The following is a 20,276-nucleotide window of genomic DNA, read 5'->3' as shown; positions in this document are numbered from 1 at the left end:
ATGATAAAAGTTCAGGACGTCGCATATGCCGTCGGGGGGATAGACGTGATAAAGGGCGTTTCCTTTTCCACAAAGAAGAACGAATTCATATCCATAATAGGTCCGTCCGGCTGCGGCAAGAGCACGCTCCTCAGGATGATGATCGGCCTCGTGAGCCCGACAAGCGGGAGGGTGCTGTTCATGAACAGGGAGATCACCGCGCCAAGGAAGGAGATATCGTTCGTATTCCAGGATTTCGGGCTCCTTCCGTGGCTGACCAACATAGAGAACGTGAAGATAGGATTGTCCTACTTTGAGATAAGCGACGAAGAGAAGGACAGGACCGCAAAGGACCTCCTGGCCAGGTTCGGGCTTGAGGGATTCGAGGATTCGTACCCCAATGTACTTAGCGGAGGGATGAGGCAGCGCGTCGGCATCGCAAGGGCGATAGCATCGGAGCCGCTAGTTCTACTCATGGACGAGCCCTTCAGCTCGCTCGACGAGCTTACCGCAAATACGCTGAGATCCGACATACTCAGCATGGTGAGGAACACAGCCATACCGGTGAATTCAGTGATAATGGTCACGCATAACGTGGAGGAGGCGGTGGAGCTCTCCAACAAGATCGTGATCCTTTCAGGGAAGCCGACCAGCGTGAAGGAGGTGATGGAGGTTGACATGGATTACCCGAGGAACAGGAGGAGCAGGAAATTCCAGGGCATGGTGGACCATGTGTACAGGATACTTACCGGCTGAGTCATCCCATGGACCATACGTCGAGCTCGTAGTCGTATGAGAACAGCTTGTTGCTTATGCCCCACTTGAGTAGCAGGTTCTTCAGCAATTCGGTATTCGTTATCTCGTCGCTGTTGTAAAGTATGCCCTTCTTGTAAAGCGCCTTGGAAACCTCCGGAGTGGTCATCCTTTTGCCCTTTTTGATGGCGCTTATGGCGCTCTTGAAGGGCTCAACGTTGTGCAAGGCCCTTGCGAACACCTCCCTAGTGTTGTGCGTTGCGAGGTTCATGCCTGTCTTAGTGAGCTTCACGGCGCCGCTCTTTACGGTGCACAGCTTCAGAAGCACGCAGGTGTCTATGAGCGGAAATAGATCATCAATCTCGTCGTTAGTCTCTTCGGCGAGCTTCGACACGTCTATGGAGCCGTTGCTGTCCTTCATTATCTCTATTATGCCCCTTATCTGGCTGACACTGGTGTCAAGAGGAAACAGCTTCATTTAATCCTTTGACTATTGAGCTGGGAACTCTTTTAAGCTTTGTGTGGATAATAGTCTTAGCGAGTGTTTCGATGCGTTACAACGGCAGGAAAGCCCAGTCGGCAATTGAGTTCGTCACATCGTACGGCTGGATGTTCATCATAATAATGATAGTGCTTGCGGCGTTGTACTTCTCAGGCATATTCGGGGGCAGGTCCATACAGCCGAGGGCGCCCCCTGGGGAATGCCAGGTGTACAGGGGAGGAGGGCCAGGCTCGGTATCCAACATAAACCTTGTCGGGGTATGCGGAGGAGAGCTCCCGAGGTTCGTGACGCATTTCGGGTATTTCGGGCAGTTCCAGGAGTTCGGGAATTCCAACATATCTGTAGCGCACGCGAGGTTCATGCCGTTCATATTCAGCGGCAGCGGCAACTCCGTCACCCTGACCGGCTGGATATTCTCCGCTCCGCAGGGCAATACCCAGACGGCGCTGGCCTACGGGAACTTTACCGGCTATAGGGGCCCGCCGTGGAACGCGGTATTCATAAACACCAACGAAACCCCCTACTGCAACAGGGGACTGTTCGAGGCAGTGAAGTCGGCGGTCAACTGCATGTACTCCAATCCGATTGCGCTTGATACGTGGATATTCGTGGCAATAGAATACAACGGCACTACTGCTGTGGCGTATTCCATCACCAATGGCAACGTCATAAGGACATATTCCTCGGTTCCGCTTTCGGCGAATGTTTACATACCTGCGCACAGCGCTGTTTTGATAAGCACGCCCTGGAACGGGATCATAAGCAACGTTCAGCTCTACAATACCTCCCTGTCGCAGAATGCTGTGGTGAGCCTGTACGATGAGGGGCTCGGCGGCGCTCCGATAAACCTGAAGAACCTCGTTGGGTGGTGGCCCCTAAACGGAGACATATACGACTACAGCGGCAATGGGAACAACGGCTACGCATACAACAGCGCGGCGCAGGGCGGTTCCTACGACCTCAACTATACGCCGCCGTAAAGCCATAATAAAGATGCAGGGCAGATTTTCCCTTCATGTGTTACCAGGGGACAGACTTGAGTCTCAGCCTGTTTGCGCCCCTGTTCGTAAGAACGTGCGCCGTTCCTGTGAGCACCACAAGGAAGAGTATCCCGTAAACATTTGGAAGATGCCCCAATGGAAGCGCGAACAGCATAGCAAATATGAAGAAACCGTACTGGTCCATTATCGGGAAGCTGCTCCCGCTCTTTATGCCGATCCTCCTCTTTATGAAGCTGCCGGTAAGATCGCCGAAGTTTGCGCCGATTGCTAGCAGAATCGCGACCGCAAGCATGTAGTGCAGGAACGGGTATTCTATAAGCCCTACAATAACCCCGACAGCAATGCTTGATATTGTCCCCCTTACGGTCTTGTTGTCACCGAATACTCTCTTGCCGTTTAGCTTCCTGCCCATGTCGAGCGGCCTCTTGCCCCCTCCGAATAGTATCGGCGCGCCGTTCGCTGCGTACGCTGGGAATATGTAAATTATAGGGTATATTATGTAAAGGTAGATCAGATTCAGGTACAACCAATCGCCCTACAGCTCCACCATCTTGCCCTCGGCCATCCTCCTGGATCCCCCGCCCCTGAAATCCATGTCGGATGACTTTGCATACGCCTTTATTGAGTCTATGGCGGATTCCCTGGATTCTGTGCCTGCCATAGCTATTGCGTGGCCCTCGCCGTTGTAGAGTATCAGCACCCTTTCCTTGTTGCTTTCCGCGAATAGCGTGGCTATCTTCCTGAGCATTGATCTGCTGTAATCCGCCTGCTTTACAACAAGCTTGCCCTGCGCATTGGCAAGATCCTTTGCTATGTAGAAGCTTAATTCCTCCTCAGCCTTCTGGTAGCGATCCCTGTAAAGCTTTAGCTCCTCCAGCTTAGCCGAAAGCCCTGTATCAAGCTTGTCCTTGTCTATCCCCGCATTGGATGCTATGCTTTCTATTGTTGAGCCAAGCCTGTCCATGTGCTCCTGCGCTGCAGGCCCTGCTACGAATTCTATCCTGTTGATGCCGTCGTGTATCCTCGACGAGTTTGTTATCTTTATCAGCCCGACAACGGACTCCATGCCCGAAAGATGGAGGCCCCCGCATGCTTCTGCATCTATGATGTTGCCGTCAAGGTCCTTGACCTGCACTATCCTTAACCTGCTTCCAGGGACCCCGTGGCCCTGATATATGGAAAACCCGAACCTGGATTCCGCCTCGTTCCTGCCCATCTCCTGGACGGCAACTTTTATGCCGTGGGTAATGTAGGAGTTTGCGGTATCCTCTATCTTTTGTATCTGCTCTGGCGTTAGCCTTTCGTAGTGCGACACGTCTATGTGGGCCTTGGCCGCGCCTTTGTGGGCACCTTCCTGCCATGCATGCTTGCCAAGAATTTTTCGCGATGCCGCGCTTATAAGATGCGTTGCGGTATGGTGCGCCATGAGCCTTACCCTTCTTTCCCTGTCTACAGCGCAGCTTGCGGTCGCGCCGTTTTTAAGATCGGCATGCTTCTCCAGCGTGTGCACTATAATCCCGTTTGCGTTCTGCACGTCCTTGACCTTTACCCCGTTTATGGTGCCGGTATCGGCCTCCTGGCCGCCGCCCTCAGGATAGAAAGGCGTCTTGTCAAGCACCACGTATGCGCCGTGCGACGCAAGCACCTTTGATTTCGATTCAAGCACAATGCCCCTGTAGTACAGTTTTTCCGTTTTCTGCAGCGCGCCCATGTCAATGCCGTAATCGTGCTTGTGCTCCTTGCGCTTCGATGCGAAATCGCTCTTTATTATGGAATTGTAGCTCTCCTCGGGTATGTCCATCTTTATGCCCTTTGATTCAGCTACCGAACTTATGAAGTCAGGGGTTATCCCGTTGCTTTCATAGAGCATTCTTGCCCTTTCTGCGGTGAGCTGCTCGTTGTTGGAAAGTATCTGCGTAACTATCCTCAATGCCTGCTCTTTCGTGTTGGAATACCTCTTCCGTTCTATGGATATTATCTCGTTTATCTCGCTTATGCTCTCGTCTATGTCGTTGTAAAGGGGCTTCAGGTCCTTTGCATGCAGCTCCATGAGCTTGATCAGGTCAAGCTCCATCCTGTACTGCTCCATGAAGTCGAGCACCCTCCTGAGTATGACCCTCAGGTTGTAGCCGCCGCCTACGTTGCTGGGAAGGGCCCCGTCGCTTATCGCGAAAAGCAGCGATCTTGTGTGGTCCGCTATCGCATATGAAGCCTGCATGGGCTTTATTATGCTGTAGTAGTCATCGACAGGGACTTTTGCCCTCTCTAGTGCCCTCATCTCCAAATCGGCCGTGTTTCCCGATTCTGTCGCATCCAAGGAGCCGAGGTACGGCGCGACCTTCGCGTATATCTTCCTGTTCGGCCTTATGGCCGTGCTCTTGTGTATGTACTCAAGCTCCTTACGGAATACCGCGTCGTACAGGGTATCGTGGCCTGTATAGAACCACAGGAGCCTCTCGAACCCCCAGCCGACGTCGACCACCTTGCCCTTCAGCTCGCCTATCCTTCCGTTTACATACTCGAACTGGGTGAATACGCTGTTCACTATTTCCAGGCCGTTGGCGAAGCTCTCGAGGCAGGGGCCGTATTCGGAGAAGTCCCCCATTGCCCACACGTCCTCTACGTAAGTGAGGTTTTTCTTCTTTATCCCGAGCAGATTGGTGAGCACCTTGTAGTTGAGCTCTATCGTCCTGTCCCTCCAGTATCCTTCCTTCGGGTAGTTAAACGCATGCTGGCCGGCCATCATGAAAGAGGTGAGGTGCCTGCCAGTCAGCCCCACGTTGGGTATGTCGTTGAACCTCATGCATATCTGCGGCACCAGCAACGGATTTGCGTTGTATTCGAAGCTCATCTTCCCCTTCTCTATCCGCTGGAAGTCCTGTATGCTTGCTATCGTGAAGTAGAGGTCCTGGCGCCACCTGCTCACTACGGGGTACTTCTCTATGACCTCGTGGTTGCTATCCGAGAAGAACTTCGAGAACTTTTTCCAGAATTCAAAATACGTGATGTCCTTGGGCTTTTCCCTCATGAGCGAATACGGCTCGTGGGAAGGATCGCCGCACAATTCGCGCTTGCTGTCTGATGTCCAGAAGTACTTGCCGCACACGTCGCACTGCCTCCTCTCGAACCCCTCCTTCCTGAAGGTCCTAACGGAATAGTACTTACCCGGCTCCTTTGAGAAGCCCTCGCGCAGTTTGTCCTTGCTAAGCATCACAACGCCTTCTGATCCCACCATACCTTGCACTCCTTTCCGAAGAACATGCAGAACCTGCATTTCCATTTTTCGTTCTCAGGAACAGGCATCGATTCCCTTTCTCCGTTCCAGTATTTAAGTATGTACCTTATTATGCCGTCCATCTCCCCCTCCTTGTATTCGAAGGACTGGGACTTTATGCTCTTGCCGGTGAACTGGTTTATGTAGCGCACGTACAGGGTGTCGCTTATGGCGCCTATGGACCTTATGGAATTGAAGAACTCAACGGACATGGGCTGTATTTCCTGCAGTGACCTGTCCACGTTTATTGCCTCCAGCTGCCTCTTGAACTCGTCGGTGAGCTTCAATGCCCTTACGTGGTACGCCACCTCGAAGTTGCTGTATCCGTAATGCCCCTCCGTCAGGTCCCCGAGCAGCTTCCTGTAAACCATGAGCTGTATCCTGTGAATCAATTGCTGCGCGTCAGAGGGTACGTTCCCGTTGGCCCTGGTCTTGTCCTCGGATATGGCGACCTTCCCGTCCTTGAGCTCCAGCTGGTCCATCTTCCCGACTATCGTATAGCCGCCTATGGAGCCGTAGAGCTGTATCTCCCTGGTCTTCTTGTTGTCCTTCAGCGCCCTGATTGCCACGAGGCTTGTGTATACCCTCTTGTAAAGGGCATCCGCATAGCTCTTGGGCTGCAGTATTATGGGCACGTTGACCTCATTCTCGAGCTCCTCGTGTATGGTCTTGCCCTCCTTTATCTCGCTGGTTATCTTCTGCCCGTACCTGTAGTTGTATTCCATCTGGCGCTCGCACCAGTATTGGGAGGCGATGTCGGATACCCTTATGTTTGTCTTGTGCAGCTCACTCAATACGCTCATGTCACACCCCGCGCAATACTTGCAGGAAGATATCAGCCCGCCTACTTGTCTTCATAGCTAATAGCTCAGCGATTACCTCAATCATCACTTATAGCTATTGGCACAGCATTTTTATAAATACCTATACTTTTCGTGCCTTGCCCGGAGAAAGGCAACCCGCGAACCCTTTATAGGAATAAAACGGCGCATTTTTTGCAACGCCTGCAAACGAAACTATAAATATCTCCTTGGATGCATAAAATATATTTTAATGCAACAGTGCCACCTAGTGATAAAAGATGGATAAGGAAAATAGCAGGAAAAAGGACAAGCTGCTGAGCGCAAGGGAGGCGTTTGACACGATAGTCAGCTACGGCTACGGCAAGGTGAAGGAATCGCAGGAGAGCGAAAGCTACAAGAAAAAACTGGAAACCCTGAAAAAGGTTTGCACAAGGTTGAGTGCCGAGAGGATAAACTCCCTGATAGGCAATATACGCACCGAACTGGAACTCGACGATGACAAAACGAGAAACATGCAGAAAGTCGCGATCGGTATGCTGTTCAGCGCACGCAAGCTCAAAGAGGCAGAGGAGCTTAGGAAGATATCAAAAACCTCTGGCAGGGATATAGAGGACGTGGCACTTGACAGCGTTGAGAATTTGGTGAAGTCAGGATACGTCAAGGAGGCGTACATAGTAGCGGGCTACGCCGATGGAAGCAAGGTGAAGGTACGCGTAGTCAACGGGGCTGCGCACCTTATAGGCAACGGAAGGACCAAGGATGCGGAAACCGCAGCGCTTGCATTCGACAAGTTCGGCATGCCGCGCACCGGCAGGGAAGGCACAGATGCGCTGTCTACCGGGCTCATGGCTCTTGCAAGGAACACGCACATAAACCACGAGTCCAAGATGAACATCGTGGCATTCACATTGCAGACATTCGGGCCCGAAGAGGACGACAGGAAGAGGATATCCCTGGACATAGTGGAGTATTTCATAAATGCGGGAAGCGTTGGAAGCGCCTCAAGCTCTGTGCCGAAACTGGGGATAACAAAGGACGACCTTGTGGGCTTGCTAGAAAAAATGAAGCGGAAAGAGATCAATGGTCCGATGCTCAGGAAGGACTGACCTTATCCCCTGTATGCTTTTTCATCTTGCCCATAGTGTACCTGTATATTATGTAAAGCAGTATAGCGAATACGCCGATTCCTGCCAGTATTATTGTCGCGTTGTGCACGGACAGCACGTAATAGCCGAACGCCATCAATACCACGTCCCAGACAACTATCCCTGCGACAGTGTATGCGAGGAACTCCTTGAGGTTCATCCTCGCGAAACCTGCAGGGAAGTTTATTACGGTCCTGACTACAGGGACAAGCCTTGTCAGGAATACCGCAGCAACGCCGTTCTTCTCGAACCACGAATCAAAGCTATCAAGCGTTTCCTTTTTCACGTGGAACAGCTTCAGGTGCTTGTACACTATGTCCTTGCCTATTACGTATCCGATCGCGTAGTCCACCATTGTTCCCACAATGCTGCCCAATACGCTGGCAAGAAGCGCCATGTAGAAATTAAGGGTGCCGTTTGCTGCGAATGCCCCCGCAAGCGGAAGCACGACCTCGCTAGGAACTGGTATGGTAGAGCTCTCAAGCGCCATGAGCACGAATATTGCGACGTAGCCGTATACCTTTATGAATGCGTTTATCGCGCCGTACGAATTGAATATAAGCGAGCTTAGGAATCCAACTATGCCCAAAAGGAACATGATATTTCTTTTATCTAATAGTATTTAAATCTTAATTTCTAAGCTGTAGTTGGGGGCAAAGCCAATGGGAACACTAAGAAATCTGAAGAGGGACGATCCCGAAGTTTACAAGTCGATAAAGGATGAGCTCAAGAGGCAGCGGGATTCACTCGAGATGATACCATCCGAGAACTTCGCAAGCATAAACGTGATAAGCGCGCTTGGCACAGTCCTGAACAACAAGTACTCTGAAGGCTATCCGAAAAGGAGGTACTATGGCGGCAACGAGTTCATCGACAATATAGAAAGCATTGCGATAGAGAGGGCAAAGGCGCTTTTCGGTGTTCCACACGTGAACGTGCAGCCTTATTCGGGATCCCCGGCCAATTTTGCAGTATACGCGGCGCTGTGCAAGCCGGGGGACACAATCATGGGGCTGAATCTGACCGATGGGGGGCATCTCACCCATGGATGGAAGACAAGCGTCACTGGGGAATTCTTCAAAAGCGTACCCTATCACGTAAAGGCCGACGGATACATAGACATTGACGAGGCAAGGAAGCTTGCGATGGAGAGCAGGCCGAAGCTCATATGGATAGGCGCTACCGCATACGCAAGGGAGCTTCCGTTCAAGGAGTTCGGCGAGATTGCGGATAGTTCAGGGGCCTATCTTGCCGCTGACATATCGCACATAGCGGGCTTGGTTGCGGGAAAAGTCCATGGCAGCCCGGTGGAATATGCACATGTGATAACCTCGACAACGCACAAGACGCTGCGGGGCCCGAGGGGCGCAATGATAATGATTACAGGGAAAGGCCTAAGTAAGGATCCCGAACTGGCAAACAAGATAGACAGGACGGTATTCCCGGGATTGCAGGGAGGGCCGCATGACAACGTGACTGCAGCTCTTGCGGTCGCGTTGCTGGAGGCGTCAAGGCCTGAATTCAAGGAATACGCATCGCAGATAGTTAAAAATTCAAGGGCGCTTGCGGACGGGCTTATGGGCAGCGGATTGAGCCTTGTGACAGGCGGCACGGACAACCACATGATGCTCATAGATTTGACACCCTTTGGGAAGGGCAAGGGTATATTCGGCCAGGAGGCGCTGAATGCGGCAGGTATAGTTGTAAACAAGAACACGATACCTAACGAGCAATCGAGCCCGTTCTATCCGAGCGGCATAAGGCTAGGAACTCCGGCGATCACCTCAAGGGGCATGAAGGAGGAGCAGATGATGGCGATAGCCGGGCTTATCGCAGATACAATAAAGAAAGTGAAGGACTATTCGCTCCCTGAAGACAAGGAGGCAAGGCGCAAGTACATGGAAGCGTTCCACAAAAAGGTAAAATCCGACAAGGGAATAAGGCAGACAAGGGTTAAGGTCAGGGAGCTTTGCGATGCGTTTCCGCTGTATAAAGGGCTAAAACTGTAGCAGAACCAAGGGCTTCACCATGCATGCAATAAATATAGGACATCCTATATATTTAAGTATTTTGCTGCAGTAATATAATCAGCAACGAGAGGTGAGGCAATGGAATGGGTTGAACTGGCAGGGGAGGAGCAACTGGAAAGGACGATCAAGGCGCTAAACGGCAACGGGATTGATGCGACAGCTGTGGAGAACGGCGAAGAGGCGAGGAACAGGCTTATTGGACTGATACCGAAGGGGTCGGAGGTATTTCACGCCACGTCCATCACCCTTAGGGAGATAGGCGCGACAAAGGCGATTTCAGAAAGCGGCGACTATGAGGATATAGGGAAAAAGGCAAGGGGGATAAATGACGCAAGCGAAAGGGCGGAGGCCAGGAGGAGGAGCCTCAGTCCGGAGTACGTAGTTGGAAGCGTGCATGCCGTCACAGAGAAAGGGGAGGTGGTCATAGCCTCGGCTTCGGGCAGCCAGCTTGCGCCGTATGTGTTCGGCGCCAAGAACGTCATATGGGTTGTTGGAACGCAGAAGATAGTGAAAAACCTTGACGATGCATTCAAGAGAATATACGAGCGTTCGCTACCCATGGAGAACGACAGGGTAAGGAAGGCATATGGGATGCAGGGAAGCACCGTGGCGAAGATCCTCATATTCAACAGGGAAAGGCCGGGAAGGATAAAGCTTATCTTTGTCAAGGAATTGCTGGGTTTTTAGTCGCGACTGATGGAAACGGTTCATCCTAGCGCCTGAGCTGCAATGGCAATTAAATACCGTTTCATGAAGCGTTGAAAAGGTATATATATCTAGTTAGACAGGTTTATCTACGATGATATCATGGAACAAGAAAGAAAAATAAAGGCATCAGATATCGAAAATAGCAACAGAGAGCACAAGGCACAGACGGTAAGGAGGAACATGCTCAGGCAGATAGAAAATGCCGAGATCGAGGTGCTTGTAGAGCAGAGCATAGAAAAGTCTCTCAGGAAGGCAAACAGGAGAAGCGAGGAGAGAAACGAGCTGCACTTTGCAGGCATGAAGTCGGCAAGCAAACAGTCATCGAAAGGGCATTGGAATTCAGCCTGACAGCCCTTTTCTTATCCTTTTTACATTTCAGCAATTGCGTAGGGCTGGTTATGCACCACCATACCAATTACTAAATCTTTCATCTTCATACTTATGTTGTACCTTCAGTGCATTGTATGAGGATAGTTAAATTCTACGAGAATGTTGGCTCGCTCAAGCTCAGGGTGGACACGCTCGAGGACCTGTGGACGGCGCAGCGCATAATATTCGCAAACGACATCGTGAAGTCGGAAAGCGAGAGGAAGTTCAGGTCCAGCGAAAGCGACAAGGGCGAGCTGAAGAAGGTGGTGATAACACTCCGCGTGGAGAAGACGGAGCTGGACAAGGACGCAGGAAGGCTCAGGATACTGGGCAAGATACTGGAGGGGAAGCCGCTTGAGTACGTGAAGATAAACAGCTACCACACCCTCAACATAGCCCCGGGGGACGTATTCGAGATACTGAAGGGCGAGTGGCACAACTACATAATGGACGTGGTGCGCAATGCTGTTTCCGACTCGAAGAGGCCCAGGCTGGGGATAATAGTGCTTGACGACGAGAAGGCGCTGCCAGCTTATCTGCTCGGCTATGGCCTTGAATTCAGGAACGAGATATACAGCAGGCTGAGCAAGAGGATGAGCCCAAAGGACTTCAACGATCAGCAGAGGAAGTATTACGAGGACATAATAGAAATGGCAAGGGGGATGGTCGTTGATACCGTGGTGATAGCCGGGCCGGGGTTCACAAAGGATGACGTGAAGGCATACGGGGAATCAAACGGGATGCTCAAGAAGATAGGCAAGCGCCTGTTTTTCGAGAGCATAAGCAACTCCGAGCGCTCCGGGGTTTACGAGCTGATCAAGAGCGACAGGTTCGCGCGAATCCTGGAGCGGGAGCGCATACGCGATGAATTCAAGCTAATAGAGGAGTTCCTCGTAAACCTGAGCACAGGCAAGTCGAAATACGGGCTCGACAACGTAAGCATAGCGCTTGACAACATGGAGGCCAACACCGTATTCGTGAACGACAACATGCTCGGCGACAGTGCGGTGCAGCAGCTTCTTGCAAAGGCTGAGGAGGGCCACGTAAGGATAGAGGTATTCAACTCCAGCGACGAGGTAGGCATGCAGCTTCATTCGTTCAAGGACATCGCATGCATCTAGGAATAATAATAAATATTACCTCCCTTAATGATTAACAAGGCATTTGGGGTGAACTATTTGACGGAAAACAGGAGCGTAGAAAATGACAAAATGAACAGGCACTCTAATCCGGAAGTCGATGCGATAGTGGGGAAAAAGTTCAAGGTCCTTGAAAACGGATTTGTCGCGCTTGTCGATTACATGGGCGGCGACGATGCAATAGTGCAGGCGGCAAGAGTCTCGTACGGCAAGGGCACAAAGACGGTCAACGATGATACAGGGCTTATAAGGTACCTCATGAGGCACAGGCATACGACGCCATTCGAGATGGTTGAGGTAAAGTTCGTGGCGAGCATGCCGATATATGTTGCAAGGCAGTGGATAAGGCACAGGACGGCAAATGTGAACGAGTATTCCGCAAGGTATTCGGAGGTGCCGGACAGGTTTGACATTCCCGAATTGGAAAGGATACAGCCGCAATCAAAGAGCAACAAGCAGGGAAGGGAGGGGGTTCTTCCAGAGGATGTATCCAATGCCTTTAGGAATTCGGTTGACAGGATAAGCAAGGACTCCTACTCTGAATACCAAAACGCATTGGGGAAGGGCATAGCCAGGGAGACTGCAAGGATATTGCTGCCATTGAACACATATACAGAATGGTATTGGAAGATAGACCTGCACAACCTTTTCCATTTCCTCTCCTTGAGGCTTGACCCGCATGCGCAGTACGAGATAAGGCAGTATGCGGAAGTCATGGGGGACATAACGAAGAAAATAGCGCCCATAGCATACAAGGCCTTTGAGGATTACAGGCTCGGGGGCGTTTCCTTCTCATCATTGGAGCAAAAAGCCCTGGCAAACATATTAAGGGGCAAGTCCCCGGAAGAGGCGGCTCAAACTGCAGGGCTAAAGCTTTTCAAGGAGGACGGCACAAGAATGAAAAGCGGAGAAGGGATGGAATTCCTGGACAAAGTCAAGAAGATTAATGAATTATAGGCGCAGCGCAGTCCCAAAAGGCCTTTCGCAAACTACAACGGAATATGCAACAAGCGATAACAAGCATTGCGCAAGAATATTAATTGGTGAGGATATGACAAACGCCACAAACGAGCAATTAAACATGAACATAGCCAACTCAAGCCTGAAACCCATTTTTGCCGACGGCACTGCGATAGTCATGAGGGTCAAGACGTTCAAGAATCCGCAGAGCGGCGAAATAGAGAAGGACGGCTACATAGAGATAGTATTCCTTGACATGATGAAGCGCCAGCCGGTAGGTGAATTCGTGATAGGAAAGAATACGGCTAAGGAGCTCATAGACGGGATTGCCCAGAACATAACAAATCTCGAAAAGGAGCTTAAGAGCAAGGACATGCCGAAGTCGCCTGAAATTACCCCTTCCGGAAACACGAGCTACAGGTAAAATAGGATTGCTACGTGCCGCTGGAGCCGATCCGCCTGTATATGTATAGCCCGGAGCCGTTGTACAATGCGGTGTAGTTGTCGCCCATATACGAATATACGTTGAACGCATTGCTGGAGAATTCCGAGTAGTACGTGGGCAGGTTCTTGTCTATTACTATGTACTCGGGCACAAACCAGTACACTGTCACTTTCGTAGGTATCGGCCCGCTCACGTTGAGCGTGGGCGCGAATTCAAGGTTGCGCATGTATGCCAGGTGCGGCGCTATTGTCGTCTGCGTCATTACGCTGGAATTGTTGGGTATCATTGACAGCGCGCCGTTTATTTGGGTGTAATTTACCCCAGGATAGCTTTGGAACACCAACGGCGTATATACTTCCGACAGGAACAGCAGCGAGAACATGAACGAGAGTATCACGATGCTCGCGGGGACGAGTATTTCCATGCTCCTCGCATTCATCCTCAATGCGTGCGATATCCTCCCCTTGTACTTGTCAAGTATAAGATATCCCAGTATCGCCGACACGTAGCTAGCCCCGACGACATAGCCGAAGTACTGTGCGGAGAATATCAGGAAGGTCCAGTTGTGGAGTATGAACACCTCGAATAGCCATGGCGAATACAGAACCAGGCTCATAATGGGATTCGACAAAGATGTTATGCCGAAACCAAGGAATATCTCTGACAGGTCTATCCCGCCAAGCCCGTATATCGGGCCTGCCTTGTAGCTTACAACGGACGGATTCGCAAGTGTCTTGACCTGTATCGTTATGTAGTTTATCAGACGCGTTACTGGAGGCACCGCATACGTGCTAGTAGTGGCGTATGTCTGCGTGATGTATACAGCTGCACCCCTGTAAAGTATCGCAACTACGACCGTCAACGCTATGCCTATCAGGATAAGCCCCAGCCTTTTCCTGTAATTGGCGTTGTCGATCCCGTCTTTCCTTGCATTGTAGAGCAATTCGAACATAAGAAGCCCGACAAGAAGGGTTATGCCCACGACATATGCTGTTTCCATCACGCTCAAAAGGAGCACATAGCTGAGGATGAAATACCTCTTCCTGCACTTGTAGTAGAAGTAGAAAGAGAGTATGTAGAAAAACGGTATGAATGCCTCCGGATGGAAATCGTAGTATGCAAGACCGCGTATGCCCGAGTTTATGAGCATCGCAAGCCCGAAGGCGAATCCTATCTTCCTGCTCTTGAATATGTCAAGGGCTACAAAATAGGCGAGCGCCGCGGTAAGCGCTAGGAGCACGTCCTGCGCCACAGTGAGAGTAATCGCGTGCGGGTATATTGCGAATATCGGCACCATTGCCAGCATTATCGGGGACAGGTGAGCGAAGAACACGAGGTATTGCATTGGGCCCATCGTTATGCCGTGCACATGCTGGTACATCACGTACACCCAGCCGCCTATGTCGAAGAACGAGGACTGGTAGTTGACGTACTTGTAGTGCGCGAGCATGATCCAGTAGCCGAAGTATGCCGTTGACAGGATAACCAAAATTAGAAGGTACCTGTTTACGCTTGGGGATTTGCTTTGCCTCATGAGTATTCCTTGAGTATCCTGAACCTGTAAAACAATTTGGCTATCCCTATGGTGAATTCCGTCATGTCCTTGATGAGCCTTTTAAGCGGCGTCCTTTCCGACCATTTCCTTTCCTTCATCAGTATGGGTATTTCGCAGACCTTCAGCCCGTTGTAGCGCGCTATCAGCAGTGTTTCGGTGTCCCATACCCAGTGCCTTTCCCGCGATACCCTGTTTATTATTTTGAATGCCCTCCTGCTGAACAGCTTGAAGCCGCACTGGTGATCCATTATCCTGTCGTTGAAGATTATGTTTATGAGCAGATTGTAGCTTTTCGAGACCATAGTCCTAAGCGGTGGGCGCTTCGCAATCCTTTCGTTGGCATACTTCGAGCCTGTTACTACGTCGCACCCTCTCCTGAAATGCCTCATCGCATTATCAAGGTAGGGCAGGCTGGGCTCCAGATCAGCATCTATGAAAAAATAGGCCCTAGACTCGTATCTTGACATCCCGTATTTGACGTCAAGCCCCCTGTTTCCGGGATGCCTCCCGCTTATGAGCGCCACGGATTTGTGTTTTTCCATGAATTGCTCCACTATCTTCGTGGTCGCGTCCCTGGAAGATTCGTCAACCACTACAATCCTGTAGCTCCTGAACATCCCGGATAGTTTCCTGTCGGCGCTTTTGAGCATTTCGCCTATGTATCCCTCCTCATTTAGGGTCGGAACTACCATAACGAAATCCAGCATATGAAAATGACTTGGGCAACAAGATATATATGCATATTGAGGACAGGCCCTGACGACACCAGGGATTTCCGATATTAAAGGAACTTTTTTGATACAAAAGGTTTTTATACTATTTCGTACAACAAAGTATTGGTTTAGAATATCTAGGCAGGTTGGTGTAAAACCCATGCACATGCTACAAAAGTGGCTAATGAAGCAGTTCTCTTTGTTTATAGGTAGCATAGGCGTTTGTGCATACAGGTTTGTAATGACACCAAATACACACCCTGTCGCTGCATAAATCTCAAAAAATTTCTAAATCTTTGGGTGTTTATGTGGCGCAAATATATAGGGTAGAGTTCAGTAAATCAAAACTCAGCAGGAGAGAGCAACTTCTGATGTTCGAGATAGACAGGGATACGATAGACACCGCATCAAGCTTCGTCGATTACATAAACGAGGAATACGGGTTCTCGAAGAGCTCGATATGGTACTGCCTCAACAGGCTCAAGGATTCCGGATTGTTGGAATTCGCCAACAAGACAGAGCACGGGAAGCCGCTATGCCTTACAAAGCAGGGGCTGTCCCAGCTAGGCACCATAAAGGGGAGCAGGAACGAGATAGTCACGGAATTCAGCAATTCGTTCCTAAACAACATGCGGAGCGGGGACGATGGAAGGCAGGCAAGCATCGTAAGCAACAGGATTTCGCTATATAGATAAAGGCTTGGGTGAATAGGTTAGGGTTTTAGGGAAGATGCCGGCCATGAGCTAAATGCTCTGGCCGGCTAATGCTTAAGGTAGGACTATGAGCAAAACGGACAGCGCCTGCGTCTGGAGATCCGGGAAGCTTGTCGTCGAATGGTTTGGACTTTGTCATCAGGTGTTCGGTTATGTACAGAAACGATAAAGCCTGCTTCGGGCGCTATAGGCTTATTTTGCTTAATTTGACGTCTAAAGATAATGCTTAGTTTTGATGCCCGGTAGGGGCGTTAGCATGGCAGGTACGATGCCTTTCTTTCTATGCCATTTAGGACTTAAGCCAATTAACAGGCTCTGTAAATCTAAGGTAAAAACCAAAAGGATCGGCTAATCTGAAGTCTTTCTTGCCCCATCTCTTTGTTATGAGCGGTTGTACTACATTGTTTTTTACTTTTGGAAATACTGATTTATAGTATCCTTCAATATCATCTAAAATGATCGTTATTTCTACCCCATATCCTAGTCTAGTGTTTTTAGGAAACTCTTTGAAGAATGTGTGTTTATAAACTCTTGAGTCCCCACCATAAAAATTTAGAAAAGTTTTTCCAAGTCTCATTACTAGATAACCTAATTCTTTACCTATTGGATCTTCGCTAACCACTTCAAAACCCAACTTTTTGTAAAAAGCCTTAGTTTTCTTAAAATCAGGAACATGTAGTTCAATCACCACCCTATTTGACTTAATTGTATCCATCAAATCCTCTTTAATAAATTTAATGTCAGTAAGATTTATAGGCTTATATTACCTAATGTTATTGATGAGCATGCCATATGCATCTAAGAAATTATTTAGAACGACATTCAAGCAGCAATTCAAGAAGTACTACGATCTTCTGGTTAATCTAGGAACTGAGCGAATGAGGAGAAAAGATGCCACTTTTTCCGACTATTGATGATATTCTAGAAATCAATAAGGAAGTGGTTAAGGTAACAAAAGAGGAACATGTTGTGCTATCTCGTGGGAATATTGAGTACATTGTTGAAAAGGTATTCAATAATCCAAACCATATAGACAATGCTGCTACCTATTTACATGATATTATTACCGTTCATCCATTTTTGGCTGGAAATAAAAGAACAGCCTTTGCAACTACAGCTACATATCTAGCATTAAATAAACTAAGTTTCACAGCGTCAAAGCTTGAGCTTGAGAAGCTTGCTTATAAATGTGCAAGAAATGAGATAAGTTATGATAAACTTAGAAAATTATTTAGAAAAATAATTAAATAGGTGAAATCCATGTCCAAAACAAACGGGCGTGGGACTTCTCATCCTGTTGCCTGCTTCGGGCGGTATTTACTTTATAGCTCCTTCTGCCATAAGAAGTTCTAATTTTCTTTTCTTGCCTCCGCTGTTGTAGTTTCCAACAGTCCCATCGCTCTTGATTACCCTATGGCATGGAATCCTTATCGGCAATGGATTCTTTTTCAGTGCTGTCCCAACCGCCCTGTATGCCCTTTTGTGCCCGACCTTTGCCGCCATAGCCTTGTACGTCATCGTCCTTCCCTTCTTTATCGACATCGTGGCTACAAGCACGTCCTTCTGAAATTTCGTAAGGCCGTACCTTTCCAATTCCTTGAGAATGCCGCCCCTGGCCATCGGATCACTTAGAATATTTTATATAACTTAATTGCTTTATCTCTTTGGTGTCTATATGGCAAAAAAGAATCAAGGCGCTTATTTTTGGCTTGACGGAAAGATGGTGAAGAGCAAGGATGCCAAGGTACCGATACTCACGCATTCGATGCAGTACGGAAGCGGCATATTCGAGGGCATGAGGGCGTACAAGACCCAGAACGGCACTGCGATATTCAGGCTGGATGATCACGTTAAAAGGTTCTTCAGGAGCGCAAAGGTATACGGGATGAAGCTAGGATATGCGAAAAGCGACATAAGGGACGCGATAATCAAGGTCGTGAAGCAGTCAAGGCTCGAATCCTGCTACATAAGGCCGTTTGCGTTCTACAACGATGACAACATAGGCATCAGCACTCACGGGAAGAGGATAAGCGTATTCGTTGCAGCGGTTCCTTTCGGGGCCTATTTCGGGAAAGGCAAGGAGAGGGGCATTAGGTGCAGGATATCCTCATGGCAGCGGATCAACTCGCTCATACTACCCCCTGAGGCAAAGGCCAGCGGAAATTACATAAATTCCATAATAGCAAACATGGATGCTATATATTCCGGAGCCGACGAGGCGATACTCACGTCGCTTGACGGATACGTTGCAGAAGGCCCCGGAGAGAACATCTTCATAGTGGAGGAGGGCAAGCTGGTTACCCCGTCAAGGGAGGCGGACATACTCCTGGGCATCACGAGGGAATCCATAATGATGCTCGCGAAGAGGATAGGCATAGACGTAGTGGAAAGGAACATACACAAGGAGGAGCTGTACACGTGCGACGAGGCTTTCTTTGCAGGCACGGCCGCGGAGATAACACCCATAACCTCGATAGATTCTAGGGGCATAGGCACCGGCAGGCCCGGCAGGATAACCAATCTGCTGGCTGGTGAGTATACGAAAGCGGTAACTGGGAAGATAAAGGAGTACGAGAACTGGCTTACCTACGTGTGATCGCTAACAGGACATATGGTTTATATATCAGTTAGGATTAAGTCCATATCATGAAGCTTATTGTAATATATGGCCCCCCGGCCGTAGGCAAGCTAACCGTTGCAAACGAGCTTTCAAAATTGACGGGCTATAGGATACTTCACAACCACCTTGCCCTCGACTTGCTGGAAACGGTGCTCGACAGAAGCGACAGCAGATACTGGGAGCTGTTTGATAAGTACAGGCTTGAGCTCATAGAGAGCGCCGCGAAGGCAGGCAGGAGCGGCCTCATACTGACGTCAGTCAATATCGCGGGAAAGGATGACGGGTTCGTCAAGGAGCTGATAAACGTAGTTGAAAGGAATTCAGGCACCATGCACTTCGTCCGGTTGAGCTGCGAGAGGACGGAACTGGAAAGGAGGATAATGGAGCCCTCAAGGAAGCGGTACAATAAATTGACGGACATTGGAATATTTGACGAGTTCGTAAAGGAGAACGACGTCTTTTCACCCATAAGTTTCGTGGAGTCTTACAGCATAGACAATACCGGAATCCCTCCGGTAGAGGTTGCAAAATTAATCAAGGGGCATTATGGGCTGTAGCCCTATTTCCTCATAAGCGCCACGATCTCATCGTGCAGTATGCCATTGGAAAGTACGGAGCCCCTTATCTTGTCATATGACATGTTATTCTTGCCGAACAGGTCGGTCTCCCTGCCGCCTGCCTCTTCCACTATCACTTTAAGCGCTGGAGTCTCGTAGGACATTCGCGCAGGATGTATTGCTACGGAGTATTCCCCAGAGGAAACCTTTAACCCGCTGAAGACTATCGATCCCGGCATGAGCACCCCGGCGCCGGAATCAACCAACCTTTTGTACAATGATGTCATATCAAACTGCGCGCCGGTCCAGTTTGCAAGGCCTATGACAGAGCCCTTTAACCGGCTGTCTTTTGATACATGTATGTGCTTGCCGCTCAAAAAAGCGCCATGCCCCTTGACGGCAGAATATATGAAATCCTCGCTCCGATCGAAATTATTGGCAACACCGATGATGGGCATGCCGTTTCCTTTTTCCACTAAAGACAAGGAAAAGCAGAATGTAGGGGTATCGTGTGAAAATGCTATGGTTCCGTCAAGCGGATCGCATACGTAAATGTAGTTTCCGCCCTTATTGGAAATGTAGTTGCCCTCCTCTGCAATGACGCTGTGGTCCGGGAACCTCTTTTTCACCTCTGATATGACCATATCGTTTATTTTTAGATCGGTTTCTGTCACGAAACTTTTGTCCTTTTTCAGGCTTTTCTCCATTTTAGGCTTGAACTCGCCCCTCATTATCGCCATCGCATTTTTCGCCATTTCTATTGCGAAATCCCTTTTTATCTCAAGCTGCTTGTCCATTTTCAACACGTTTTTATCACTGGATTACTTCTGTTTTAGGAGATATAAAAACATTGCTTTGCGCCGCCTGTGTCCAATAACTACTGAAAAATTAGGCACACTTTTCAGTAGTTGTCTATTGACGAGAGTTACGTCAAGAATCTGTTGTACACCACCGCCTTCAGAAGTAGTTCCTTCTCTCTCATTTTATTATTTGTCGAGAAGGTATACTCC

At 49.4% G+C, this 20,276-nt stretch carries 23 protein-coding genes; 13 read left to right on the top strand and 10 right to left on the bottom strand.

Going from position 1 to position 20,276, the window contains the following annotated elements; all coding sequences use genetic code 11:
* Positions 1 to 735 (top strand): ABC transporter ATP-binding protein, encoded by a 735-nt coding sequence (locus tag KGI06_02210; protein MDE1871031.1) that lies wholly within the window; start codon positions 1 to 3, stop codon positions 733 to 735.
* Position 736: 1 nt separating this feature from the next.
* Here KGI06_02210 and KGI06_02205 read toward each other — a convergent pair whose 3' ends face one another.
* Positions 737 to 1,210, bottom strand: a complete 474-nt coding sequence (locus tag KGI06_02205) for an AAA-associated domain-containing protein (GenBank protein ID MDE1871030.1) — start codon at positions 1,208 to 1,210, stop codon at positions 737 to 739.
* Between the two features lie 71 nt (positions 1,211 to 1,281).
* On the opposite strand from KGI06_02205, the gene KGI06_02200 reads away from it, so the two are divergent.
* Positions 1,282 to 2,214, top strand: coding sequence for a hypothetical protein (locus KGI06_02200; GenBank protein ID MDE1871029.1), 933 nt, complete (start codon positions 1,282 to 1,284; stop codon positions 2,212 to 2,214).
* 40 nt (positions 2,215 to 2,254) lie between these two features.
* On the opposite strand, the gene KGI06_02195 is transcribed toward KGI06_02200, so the two are convergent.
* From KGI06_02195 to KGI06_02185, 3 genes are read right to left on the bottom strand one after another with little or no spacing between them, the layout of a single operon-like run.
* A complete protein-coding gene (locus tag KGI06_02195; GenBank protein ID MDE1871028.1) occupies positions 2,255 to 2,761 on the bottom strand; it encodes a CDP-2,3-bis-(O-geranylgeranyl)-sn-glycerol synthase in 507 nt (168 codons plus the stop codon).
* Between the two features lie 9 nt (positions 2,762 to 2,770).
* Positions 2,771 to 5,470, bottom strand: coding sequence for an alanine--tRNA ligase (gene alaS, locus KGI06_02190; GenBank protein MDE1871027.1), 2,700 nt, complete (start codon positions 5,468 to 5,470; stop codon positions 2,771 to 2,773).
* Positions 5,446 to 6,312, bottom strand: coding sequence for a PD-(D/E)XK nuclease family protein (locus tag KGI06_02185; protein MDE1871026.1), 867 nt, complete (start codon positions 6,310 to 6,312; stop codon positions 5,446 to 5,448). The genes alaS and KGI06_02185 overlap by 25 nt, the downstream gene beginning before the upstream one ends.
* Before the next feature lie 278 nt (positions 6,313 to 6,590).
* On the opposite strand from KGI06_02185, the gene KGI06_02180 reads away from it, so the two are divergent.
* Positions 6,591 to 7,418 (top strand): hypothetical protein, encoded by an 828-nt coding sequence (locus KGI06_02180; GenBank protein MDE1871025.1) that lies wholly within the window; start codon positions 6,591 to 6,593, stop codon positions 7,416 to 7,418.
* Here the strand turns inward: KGI06_02180 and KGI06_02175 are convergent.
* Positions 7,405 to 8,055, bottom strand: a complete 651-nt coding sequence (locus KGI06_02175) for a DedA family protein (GenBank protein MDE1871024.1) — start codon at positions 8,053 to 8,055, stop codon at positions 7,405 to 7,407. The two genes, KGI06_02180 and KGI06_02175, sit on opposite strands and share 14 nt — an antisense overlap.
* Positions 8,056 to 8,119: 64 nt before the next feature.
* Here KGI06_02175 and KGI06_02170 point away from each other — a divergent pair, with 64 nt between their 5' ends.
* From KGI06_02170 to KGI06_02145, 6 genes are all read left to right on the top strand, one after another.
* The gene (locus tag KGI06_02170) at positions 8,120 to 9,466 is read left to right on the top strand and encodes a serine hydroxymethyltransferase (protein MDE1871023.1); all 1,347 of its coding nucleotides are present in this window, start codon (positions 8,120 to 8,122) and stop codon (positions 9,464 to 9,466) included.
* Positions 9,467 to 9,565: 99 nt separating this feature from the next.
* Positions 9,566 to 10,174 (top strand): lactate utilization protein, encoded by a 609-nt coding sequence (locus KGI06_02165; protein ID MDE1871022.1) that lies wholly within the window; start codon positions 9,566 to 9,568, stop codon positions 10,172 to 10,174.
* 120 nt (positions 10,175 to 10,294) lie between these two features.
* Entirely contained in the window at positions 10,295 to 10,543 is a 249-nt protein-coding gene (locus KGI06_02160) for a hypothetical protein (GenBank protein MDE1871021.1), read from the top strand.
* A 116-nt stretch (positions 10,544 to 10,659) separates the two neighbouring features.
* Positions 10,660 to 11,685 (top strand): mRNA surveillance protein pelota, encoded by a 1,026-nt coding sequence (locus tag KGI06_02155; GenBank protein MDE1871020.1) that lies wholly within the window; start codon positions 10,660 to 10,662, stop codon positions 11,683 to 11,685.
* A gap of 27 nt (positions 11,686 to 11,712) precedes the next feature.
* Positions 11,713 to 12,660 (top strand): FAD-dependent thymidylate synthase, encoded by a 948-nt coding sequence (locus KGI06_02150; GenBank protein MDE1871019.1) that lies wholly within the window; start codon positions 11,713 to 11,715, stop codon positions 12,658 to 12,660.
* Positions 12,661 to 12,754: 94 nt separating this feature from the next.
* Positions 12,755 to 13,087 carry a hypothetical protein gene (locus KGI06_02145; GenBank protein MDE1871018.1) on the top strand — a complete coding sequence of 111 codons (333 nt, stop codon included), beginning with the start codon at positions 12,755 to 12,757 and terminating at the stop codon, positions 13,085 to 13,087.
* 10 nt (positions 13,088 to 13,097) lie between these two features.
* On the opposite strand, the gene KGI06_02140 is transcribed toward KGI06_02145, so the two are convergent.
* Complete coding sequence (locus KGI06_02140) at positions 13,098 to 14,642, bottom strand: DUF2079 domain-containing protein (protein MDE1871017.1); 1,545 nt, start codon at positions 14,640 to 14,642, stop codon at positions 13,098 to 13,100.
* Positions 14,639 to 15,370 carry a glycosyltransferase gene (locus tag KGI06_02135; protein MDE1871016.1) on the bottom strand — a complete coding sequence of 244 codons (732 nt, stop codon included), beginning with the start codon at positions 15,368 to 15,370 and terminating at the stop codon, positions 14,639 to 14,641. The genes KGI06_02140 and KGI06_02135 overlap by 4 nt, the downstream gene beginning before the upstream one ends.
* Before the next feature lie 314 nt (positions 15,371 to 15,684).
* On the opposite strand from KGI06_02135, the gene KGI06_02130 reads away from it, so the two are divergent.
* Positions 15,685 to 16,071, top strand: a complete 387-nt coding sequence (locus KGI06_02130) for a hypothetical protein (protein ID MDE1871015.1) — start codon at positions 15,685 to 15,687, stop codon at positions 16,069 to 16,071.
* 307 nt (positions 16,072 to 16,378) lie between these two features.
* Here KGI06_02130 and KGI06_02125 read toward each other — a convergent pair whose 3' ends face one another.
* On the bottom strand, positions 16,379 to 16,804 hold the full coding sequence (locus KGI06_02125; GenBank protein ID MDE1871014.1) for a hypothetical protein: 426 nt from the start codon (positions 16,802 to 16,804) through the stop codon (positions 16,379 to 16,381).
* 176 nt (positions 16,805 to 16,980) lie between these two features.
* Between KGI06_02125 and KGI06_02120 the strand changes: the two genes are divergently transcribed.
* Positions 16,981 to 17,340, top strand: a complete 360-nt coding sequence (locus tag KGI06_02120) for a type II toxin-antitoxin system death-on-curing family toxin (protein ID MDE1871013.1) — start codon at positions 16,981 to 16,983, stop codon at positions 17,338 to 17,340.
* A gap of 66 nt (positions 17,341 to 17,406) precedes the next feature.
* Here the strand turns inward: KGI06_02120 and KGI06_02115 are convergent, their stop codons facing one another.
* The gene (locus tag KGI06_02115) at positions 17,407 to 17,709 is read right to left on the bottom strand and encodes an MGMT family protein (GenBank protein ID MDE1871012.1); all 303 of its coding nucleotides are present in this window, start codon (positions 17,707 to 17,709) and stop codon (positions 17,407 to 17,409) included.
* Between the two features lie 55 nt (positions 17,710 to 17,764).
* Between KGI06_02115 and KGI06_02110 the strand changes: the two genes are divergently transcribed.
* Together KGI06_02110 and KGI06_02105 are read left to right on the top strand one after the other, a co-directional pair.
* Positions 17,765 to 18,685, top strand: a complete 921-nt coding sequence (locus KGI06_02110; GenBank protein ID MDE1871011.1) for a branched-chain amino acid transaminase — start codon at positions 17,765 to 17,767, stop codon at positions 18,683 to 18,685.
* A 50-nt stretch (positions 18,686 to 18,735) separates the two neighbouring features.
* Entirely contained in the window at positions 18,736 to 19,266 is a 531-nt protein-coding gene (locus KGI06_02105) for an AAA family ATPase (protein ID MDE1871010.1), read from the top strand.
* A gap of 2 nt (positions 19,267 to 19,268) precedes the next feature.
* Here the strand turns inward: KGI06_02105 and KGI06_02100 are convergent, their stop codons facing one another.
* The gene (locus KGI06_02100) at positions 19,269 to 20,063 is read right to left on the bottom strand and encodes an inositol monophosphatase (GenBank protein MDE1871009.1); all 795 of its coding nucleotides are present in this window, start codon (positions 20,061 to 20,063) and stop codon (positions 19,269 to 19,271) included.
* Positions 20,064 to 20,276: the final 213 nt, after the last annotated feature.

Source organism: Candidatus Micrarchaeota archaeon, assembly GCA_028866575.1.
Lineage (GTDB): Archaea > Micrarchaeota > Micrarchaeia > Micrarchaeales > Micrarchaeaceae > UBA12276.
The sequence above is the reverse complement of the archived record's forward strand: the minus strand, read 5'-3'. Positions and strand labels throughout refer to the sequence as shown.